The sequence below is a fragment of the Variovorax sp. P4_D9 genome (assembly GCF_056401695.1).
In genome coordinates this window covers 1-7123 of the sequence record NZ_JBFUIU010000471.1, presented here as the reverse complement: position 1 = coordinate 7123, position 7123 = coordinate 1, and the positions used below count along the sequence as shown (strand labels likewise).

Below are 7123 nucleotides of genomic sequence, written 5' to 3'. Positions count from 1 at the left end.
GCGGGGTACTGCATCTCTTGGAGGGCCGTCGGGAAGCCCCCGAAATCATGGAGGGTCTCCGGCCTCGTCTGGATGCCAACGCCGGTGGCGCCTGGCGTGAGCCAATGGGCGGAGACCGAGAGAATAGCGACCGGCCGCGGGAGTTCCTTCCCCCAAGCCACCAGGCGTCGCGTGAACTCGTTATCCTGGATAGCGTTCATGGGACTGCCGTGTCCGATGAAGATCACCGGCATGCGGCGCGTTGGCATGGCTTGCGCGTTCGCCAGGCCGGCGAGGCCTGCTAGCACGGCGATGGCGCCGCCCGCGGATGCGGTTTGAATCAGCGCGCGGCGAGATATCGATGGACGGGAATGCATGAGAGTCGTGATGCGTGCGGCCGATCACGGCCTCTTGAGGCTCGAATGTAGCCGGTGTTCAGATCGCCTCCGGACATCCGAGGCTGTTCCCGAGGCCGCGATTGCCCTTCGACTGAAGCCATTCGCGCCGATGTCGCTGCCGGAATTGTTGCGCGAGAAGGCATAAGGATTGGGGTTCGAGCAGGTCAACGACGAACCTGTCCCGCCGCCTGCGCCCCAGCTGGCCCCAGCGGTCAGGCTCCCGGACGTGGTACCGCACATCTGCAGCCCCCTCCGGCATGGGCTGTCGGCGCCGCGGCGAGACCGGCCATGCCGGCAACGGCCCGAGGGCCAGCACGGCTGCGGCCAGCAGGCCGAAGGACGACTTCTTGCCCATCGCCCGACTGCCTTCCGCCGCCCGGTCTTTTCGTTCCAGATGCTCTTGTACGACTTGTTCATGATTTTTCGCGAGTCTCCAATTAAAATAGATCAATAATCGGCCTGAAATTCAAGCGAATATTCCAATCGGATATTCGAATTTCCACGATTCATTTGAGTGGAAATAATTTAGGACAAATGTTAAAGATTATTAATTGAGAGAGAATGAGGAATTTTCTGAAAGCTTTAGAGCTACGAATCAAAGCACTATCGGATTCATGATTCGTAATCTATTTCTCATCGGCCTTGCCCCCGGACTCACGATCGGAGGTGGCCGCGATCAGTCGCCATGAGGTGCAGCGACGGCGCGTGCGGGCCCGGCCCGGCCTCACGCCGATGTCGGCAGTCGCGGCAGTTGCGGCGAGCATTTGTGCCCGCGGCATTGCCGGCGCTCGAGGATCGAGCGCATCATCGCGACACCCATTTGCAGCGCGGCATTCCGCCCGAGCACCGGCCCCGGTGGCGATGAGGAGGATCACCCCATGCAAGCCACCCCGTTGCGCGATCTGGCCATCGTTGGCGGCGGCATTGCCGGCGTCATCCACCTGCAATACGCGCGACAGTCGGGCCTTGACGCCCTGGTGCTCGAAAAGCAGAGCGGCGTCGGTGGCCTGTGGCGTCAGATTCCAGCATGGCAGGACATCCAGATCAGCCCGGCCGACTGGACCCTCGGCAATCTGCCGCTGGACGGTCCGAAGCAAGCGCAGGTCCTCGCCAACATCGAGGCATGGGTCGAGCGCTTCGGCCTCGCCGATCGAATCCGGGTTGACAGCCCGGTGTCCCGCGTGCGCCACAACGGCTCATGCTGGGAGCTCGATACGCCGCAAGGCTCGGTGCGCGCGCGTCATCTGGTGGCGGCCAGCGGCGGCCACAACACGCCCGTGATTCCCGATGTGCGTCGTCGCGAAGTCACGGTGCGAGAACTGCATTCGAGTGCCCTGCGCGATCCTGCCGAACTGACCGGTCGCGACGTGCTCGTGGTCGGTGGCGGCGCGTCGGCCTTCGACCTTCTGGACCTGTGCCTGGAGCACCAGGCGCGCCGGATCGTCTGGGCCTACCGGGGCTTGCGCTGGTTCACCCCGACCGGCAAGCCGAAGATCATCGCGGGCAGCGTGCGGCCGTACGCGAAGATGCAGGCCAACGGAGTAGCCTTGGCTGAGCAGAACGCAATGATCGGCGCGGACTTGCTGGCCCGTTACGAGAAGTTCGGCATCCGGTCGATCCAGCCGAGTCGGCCCCTGGATCTGCAGCAGGACCAGCTCATTCCGGGCCGCGCCCGGATGCTGGCCCGCTTCGGCGAACTCGAGCGATACCCGGGCAGTGTCGAGGCCATCGAGGGCCGCGACGTCATACTGTCGGATGGCACGCGCTTCGCGGTGGATGTCCTCCTATGGGGCACCGGCTACCAGACCGACCTGTCGTACTTCGAAGACCCGCGCATCGCTGCGATCCGCAACGTTGCTGAACTGGCCTCGCGCTGCGCATGCATCTTCCGCAGTCTGGATGCACCGAAGCTCTATTTCCCGGGCGTCGTGCTGGACGGCATCGGTTCTGCGCCGTGGAGCTTCATGGTGATGGCCCGATCGCTCATGTCGCACATCCGCGGGACGGCGCGCCTGGACATGAAGCCCGTCGGGCATCGGCTCAACCATCTCGATGCGGCACGCTATCTCGCCGAACGGGATCCCGGCAGCCACGCCGAGGGAAACGATTGGGACTTCTATCGCCAGATGGCGCTGGGCACGCCGGACGACCAGCCGTATCCGCTGCTCTAACACCGCGACGCGCCGGGGCGCTGCGCGATGCCGCCAATACTGATTTAGTTTTCTCCAACAAGCGGGACGCGGCAAGCATCAGCTTGGACGCCCATCGACACGACAGGATGGAATCACGGTGTGGCATCGGTCCTACATCTATTTGATGCGTACCGTCTAAGGTACGGTCAAGCTTCTACCCATTTCACCGGAGTGTCCGAGGTTGCGATGTCGCATATGTGCGTAGAGATTTCATTTCGCTGGATACGCATGGATCTCATGTTGCCGCGCACCGTGCGAGCGCCTCCTGATGTGGCGGTCGTCTTATGAGGAATTCGGCGTTTCCTGTGCGCGCGTATGTGGTCGAGGACAACGACGTCATCAGGGCCAATCTCGAAGAAGCCCTCGAGGAGTTGACGGCTGTCCAGGTTGTCGGTTCTTCAGGCAGCGCATTCGCTGCGTCCGACTGGCTCGGGGCCCACGACACGGAGTGGGACCTGGCGATCGTGGATCTGTTCCTGGCCGAGGGAAGCGGCCTTACCGTTCTGGCGTCCTGCCGGGTTCGCAAGGCGTCCCAGAAGGTGATTGTCTTGAGCAACTATGCGACCCGCGAGATGCGCGAGCGCTGCAGGACATTCGGTGCCGACGTGGTCTTTGACAAATCTACCGAATTGGATGCGTTCATTGAATATTGCCTTCATATGCACTAATGAATCTCGCTTGGCCGGGTCATCGATTGACCCGGAACCCTCGCCAAAAACCCTATCGAGGAATAAAATTCTATCGATCTGAGGGCATAGCCTCTCGACTATGAGCAGCCATCGTTTAATCCGAGAAGGGCGCCGCAGTCTTGGGATGAGCGAGCAGCAGTTTGCTGACGCTGTAGGGGTTACGCGCGGAGCTGTACAACAATGGGAAAAAGCAGGTGGAACCGCCCCCAAGCGAAGCAACCAACGCCTCGTCGCCGAGTTGCTGGGGATCTCTGTCGCCGAACTGGTTTYGGGCGGCTCGAACCTGAGCCCAGGATTTGACGTGCGCGCCGAGGTACCGGTTGTCTCGGAGGTCGAAGCCGGCAACTACACAGTCATCGACAACTTCAGGCCCAAGCACAGCTTCGACACGGTACCTGTCACGGTACCGGTCAGGCGACACACGTATGCGCTTCGTGTCCACGGCGACAGCATGGTCAGCGAAACCGGCGATTCGTTTCCCGAGGGTTCACTGCTGATCGTCGAACCGGAGCTGGAGGGGGTGCCTGGCGATTACGTGATCGCCTTGAATGCCGAGAACGAAACCACCTTCAAGCAGCTCGTCAAAGACGGCGGCGATCTTTATCTCAAACCGCTGAACGCACGCTATCCCATCAAGCCCCTCGGATCTGCTCGGGTGATTGGCGTCGTGCGCGAATTCACCAAGCGGTTCCGGTAGAAACCGGCAGTAAACGTCCTTGTTTTCCGATAGTTTGAGTGCACAGTGATAGATTGCCTATCCACTATCTGGAGCAGAAGAAAGCATGCGGAAGACTGCTGCGCAGGTGCGAGCAATCCTCGAATGGGAGGCTGCTTGCGAAAGGCTCAGGAACTCTATCGAGCCCCCTCACGGCGCGCCGGCGGCGTCGGGCGAAGAGCGCTTTCTTTCCTTTCTGATCGTCAAGCAGGCCCTGGCGTCCATGGGCCAGGCCTTCGACATCGACACCCCGCATTTGTCGCTGCCTTCCGATCCCCGCTTCGACCGCGGCGATGCGGACGAGTCGCCGTTGCGCGGGATGGAATAGCTCCAAAGCGGCGCGCGGATTGCGTTGGGTGTCAGCGCTTGCAGCTTCGTTCAGCCTAAGCCTTCTCGGCCTCGCGGGCCGAAGGAAGTTCTGCGCCTACACGGCGAAAAGTCCAGCGGTGCTAGCTTTCGCGCCTGGAGCGACCATGACCTCCTCTGAACAGCCCGAACCCATCGCGCCCGACACGGCTGCCGGTGGTACGGCGTTGCTCGTCATCTACATGATCAGTTGCTGGGATTTCCCGGATGCGGACAAGCTGCTGCCCAACGCCTGGCGCATCACCCGCCCGATTGCCGCGCTGAAGGCGCGATGTCGCAGGGCTGGCGCGCCGGTGATCTACGCCAACGACAACCGCGGGCGCTGGCGCTCGGACTTTCCGGCGTTGGTCGACCTCTCGCTCGAATGCGGGGGGACGGGGGGCGCCATCACGCAGGCGCTGCAGCCGGCACGGGACGACTACTTCGTTCTGAAGCCCAGCCAGTCGGCCTTTTTCGGCACGCCACTCGAGTTGCTGCTCGGCCATCTCGAGGTCCGTCGGATCGCGGTGGCCGGCGTGGCCAGCGACCAATGCGTGCTGAGCACGGTGCTCGAGGCCCGCATGCGCTCGCTGGAAGTCGTGGTGCCGAGCGACTGCGTCGCGACCCAGTCGAGCGCGCGCAACCGGACGGTCCTGCGGCAGTTCGAGGCCGTGCACGGGGTGTCGGTCACCGCAGGGTCGCGCATCCGTCTCAACCGAAGGCCGTCGCCATGAGCTCCTTGTCCGACTTCCTCGATCCCCGCTCCCATGGTTTCGTCCGCGTGGCGGTGGCGGTGCCGCGCAATCGGGTGGCCGATCCGGCGTTCAACGCCTCGGAGACCATCGCCATGTACCGCGAGGCGAGCGCGCAGGGGGCGGCCGTCGTGGCCTTTCCCGAACTGGGCCTCTCGGCTTATACCTGCGACGACCTGTTCCATCAGGCGGCACTGCTCGACGGTTGCGAGACCGCGCTCGCCGGCGTGGTCGCCGCGTCCGGGGAACTCGCCGCGCTGGCGATCGTCGGCCTGCCGCTGCGGGTGGACCACCGCCTGTACAACTGCGCCGCGGCCGTGGCCGGTGGCCGACTGCTCGCGCTGTGGCCCAAGACCTACCTGCCCAACTACGGCGAGTTCTACGAGGCGCGGCAGTTCAGCGCCGCCGACACTGCGCTGGCGACCGAAGTCGCCCTCTGTGGCCAGCGCGTTCCCTTCGGAACCGAGCTGGTGCTCGAGTGCCGGCAGATTCCACTCCTGAAGCTGCACGTGGAGATCTGCGAGGACGTCTGGGTGCCGATACCTCCTTCGAGCCACGCGGCACTCGCGGGCGCCACCGTGCTGGTCAACCTCTCGGCGTCCAATATCACGATCGGCAAGTCGGAGTATCGCCACCGGCTGGTGAGCCTGCATTCGGCGCGCTGCCTGGCCGCGTACCTGTACTCCTCGGCCGGCATCGGGGAGTCCACCACCGACCTGGCCTGGGACGGCCAGGCGCTGATCTGCGAAAGCGGCGAGATGCTGGCCGAGAGCGAGCGCTTCAGCAATCGCTCCCACATCATCATGGCCGATGTCGACCTCGAAAGGCTCTCGCGCGAGCGCATGCGGCAGAACTCCTTCGGGGTCTCGGCGCAGCGCCACAAGCAGGCACTGGCCGGCTGGCGCACGGTGGCGTTCGACGCGGGCGAGCCGCACCCCATGCCTCGGCCGGCCTTGCTTCGCCGCGTGGAGCGCTTTCCCTACGTGCCGGCCGATGCCCGCAGCCGGGACGAGCGATGCATGGAGGTCTTCAACATCCAGGTCCAGTCGCTGGTGCAGCGGCTCGAAGCGGCAGGTATCGGCAAGCTCGTGATCGGCGTCTCGGGCGGCCTCGATTCGACCCATGCGCTCCTGGTCTGCGCGCAGGCAATGGACCGGCTCGGGCGGCCTCGGGCCGACATCCTCGGTTTCACGATGCCCGGCTTCGCGACCAGCGGACGCACGAGGGAGCAGGCGCTGCAGCTGATGGACGCCATAGGCTGCACCGCGCGCGAGATCGATATCCGGCCCAGCTGCCGGCAGATGCTGGTCGACCTGGGCCACCCCTTCGCAGAGGGCGTGCCCCAGTACGACATTACCTTCGAGAACGTGCAGGCCGGCGAGCGCACCAGTCATCTGTTCCGGCTCGCCAACTTCCACGGCGCGATCGTGGTCGGCACCGGCGACCTCAGCGAATTGGCGCTCGGCTGGTGCACCTATGGCGTGGGCGACCACATGTCTCACTACAACGTCAACGCCAGTGTGCCGAAGACACTCGTCAAACACCTGGTGCGCTGGGTGGCCGACAACGAGCAGGTCGGCGCCGCGGGCAGCGCGGTCCTGCGGGCGATTCTCGCCACCGAGGTCAGCCCCGAACTGGTACCGACGGACGATGAAGGCGCCCAGCAGCCCGGCCAGAAGACCGAGGACTTCGTCGGCCCCTACGAGCTGCAGGACTTTCATCTCTACTACACGCTGCGCTACGGCTTCAAGCCGAGCAAGGTGGCCTTCCTGGCCTACACGGCGTGGCATGACGCCGGCCAGGGCCGCTGGCCGGATGACCTGGAGGCCGGCCGAAATGCGTACTCGCTGACGCAGATCCGAAAACACCTGGGCACCTTCGTCCACCGCTTCTTCAAGACCAGCCAGTTCAAGCGCTCCTGCGTGCCGAATGCACCCAAGGTGGGCTCCGGTGGCTCGCTTTCTCCGCGCGGCGACTGGCGCGCCCCCAGCGATGGGGAGGCGGTCGTCTGGCTTGCGGACCTCGAGCGGATTCCCGATGAGGACAGCTGAGG

The 7123-nt window shown here is 64.2% G+C and carries 8 protein-coding genes; 6 read left to right on the top strand and 2 right to left on the bottom strand.

Translation table 11 applies throughout. The annotated features are described in order from the left end of the window. The coding region (locus tag AC1DY5_RS35590; protein WP_478119201.1) for a dioxygenase family protein at positions 1-248 on the bottom strand (248 nt) is incomplete at its 3' end. A 166-nt stretch (positions 249-414) separates the two neighbouring features. After that, complete coding sequence (locus AC1DY5_RS35585) at positions 415-828, bottom strand: hypothetical protein (protein ID WP_478119199.1); 414 nt, start codon at positions 826-828, stop codon at positions 415-417. Between the two features lie 427 nt (positions 829-1255). On the opposite strand from AC1DY5_RS35585, the gene AC1DY5_RS35580 reads away from it, so the two are divergent. The 6 genes from AC1DY5_RS35580 to AC1DY5_RS35555 all read left to right on the top strand — a co-directional run bounded on the left by AC1DY5_RS35580 (position 1256) and on the right by AC1DY5_RS35555 (position 7121). Beyond that, positions 1256-2548 carry an NAD(P)-binding domain-containing protein gene (locus tag AC1DY5_RS35580; protein WP_478119197.1) on the top strand — a complete coding sequence of 431 codons (1293 nt, stop codon included), beginning with the start codon at positions 1256-1258 and terminating at the stop codon, positions 2546-2548. Between the two features lie 326 nt (positions 2549-2874). Further along, positions 2875-3237, top strand: coding sequence for a response regulator (locus tag AC1DY5_RS35575; RefSeq protein WP_478119195.1), 363 nt, complete (start codon positions 2875-2877; stop codon positions 3235-3237). Positions 3238-3337: 100 nt separating this feature from the next. Further along, positions 3338-3955, top strand: coding sequence for a LexA family protein (locus AC1DY5_RS35570; protein WP_478119193.1), 618 nt, complete (start codon positions 3338-3340; stop codon positions 3953-3955). Positions 3956-4040: 85 nt separating this feature from the next. Next, the gene (locus tag AC1DY5_RS35565; RefSeq protein ID WP_478119191.1) at positions 4041-4301 is read left to right on the top strand and encodes a hypothetical protein; all 261 of its coding nucleotides are present in this window, start codon (positions 4041-4043) and stop codon (positions 4299-4301) included. A 145-nt stretch (positions 4302-4446) separates the two neighbouring features. Beyond that, complete coding sequence (locus AC1DY5_RS35560; RefSeq protein ID WP_478119189.1) at positions 4447-5052, top strand: cysteine hydrolase family protein; 606 nt, start codon at positions 4447-4449, stop codon at positions 5050-5052. Next, positions 5049-7121 (top strand): NAD(+) synthase, encoded by a 2073-nt coding sequence (locus tag AC1DY5_RS35555; RefSeq protein ID WP_478119187.1) that lies wholly within the window; start codon positions 5049-5051, stop codon positions 7119-7121. Before AC1DY5_RS35560 ends, AC1DY5_RS35555 begins: the two co-directional genes overlap by 4 nt. Positions 7122-7123: the final 2 nt, after the last annotated feature.

Bases quoted from the DNA above. Each gene is read 5' to 3' on its own strand.
- AC1DY5_RS35555 (WP_478119187.1), top strand. From the start codon at position 5,049: ATGAGCTCCTTGTCCGACTTCCTCGATCCCCGCTCCCATGGTTTCGTC.
- AC1DY5_RS35560 (WP_478119189.1), top strand. From the start codon at position 4,447: ATGACCTCCTCTGAACAGCCCGAACCCATCGCGCCCGACACGGCTGCC.
- AC1DY5_RS35565 (WP_478119191.1), top strand. From the start codon at position 4,041: ATGCGGAAGACTGCTGCGCAGGTGCGAGCAATCCTCGAATGGGAGGCT.
- AC1DY5_RS35580 (WP_478119197.1), top strand. From the start codon at position 1,256: ATGCAAGCCACCCCGTTGCGCGATCTGGCCATCGTTGGCGGCGGCATT.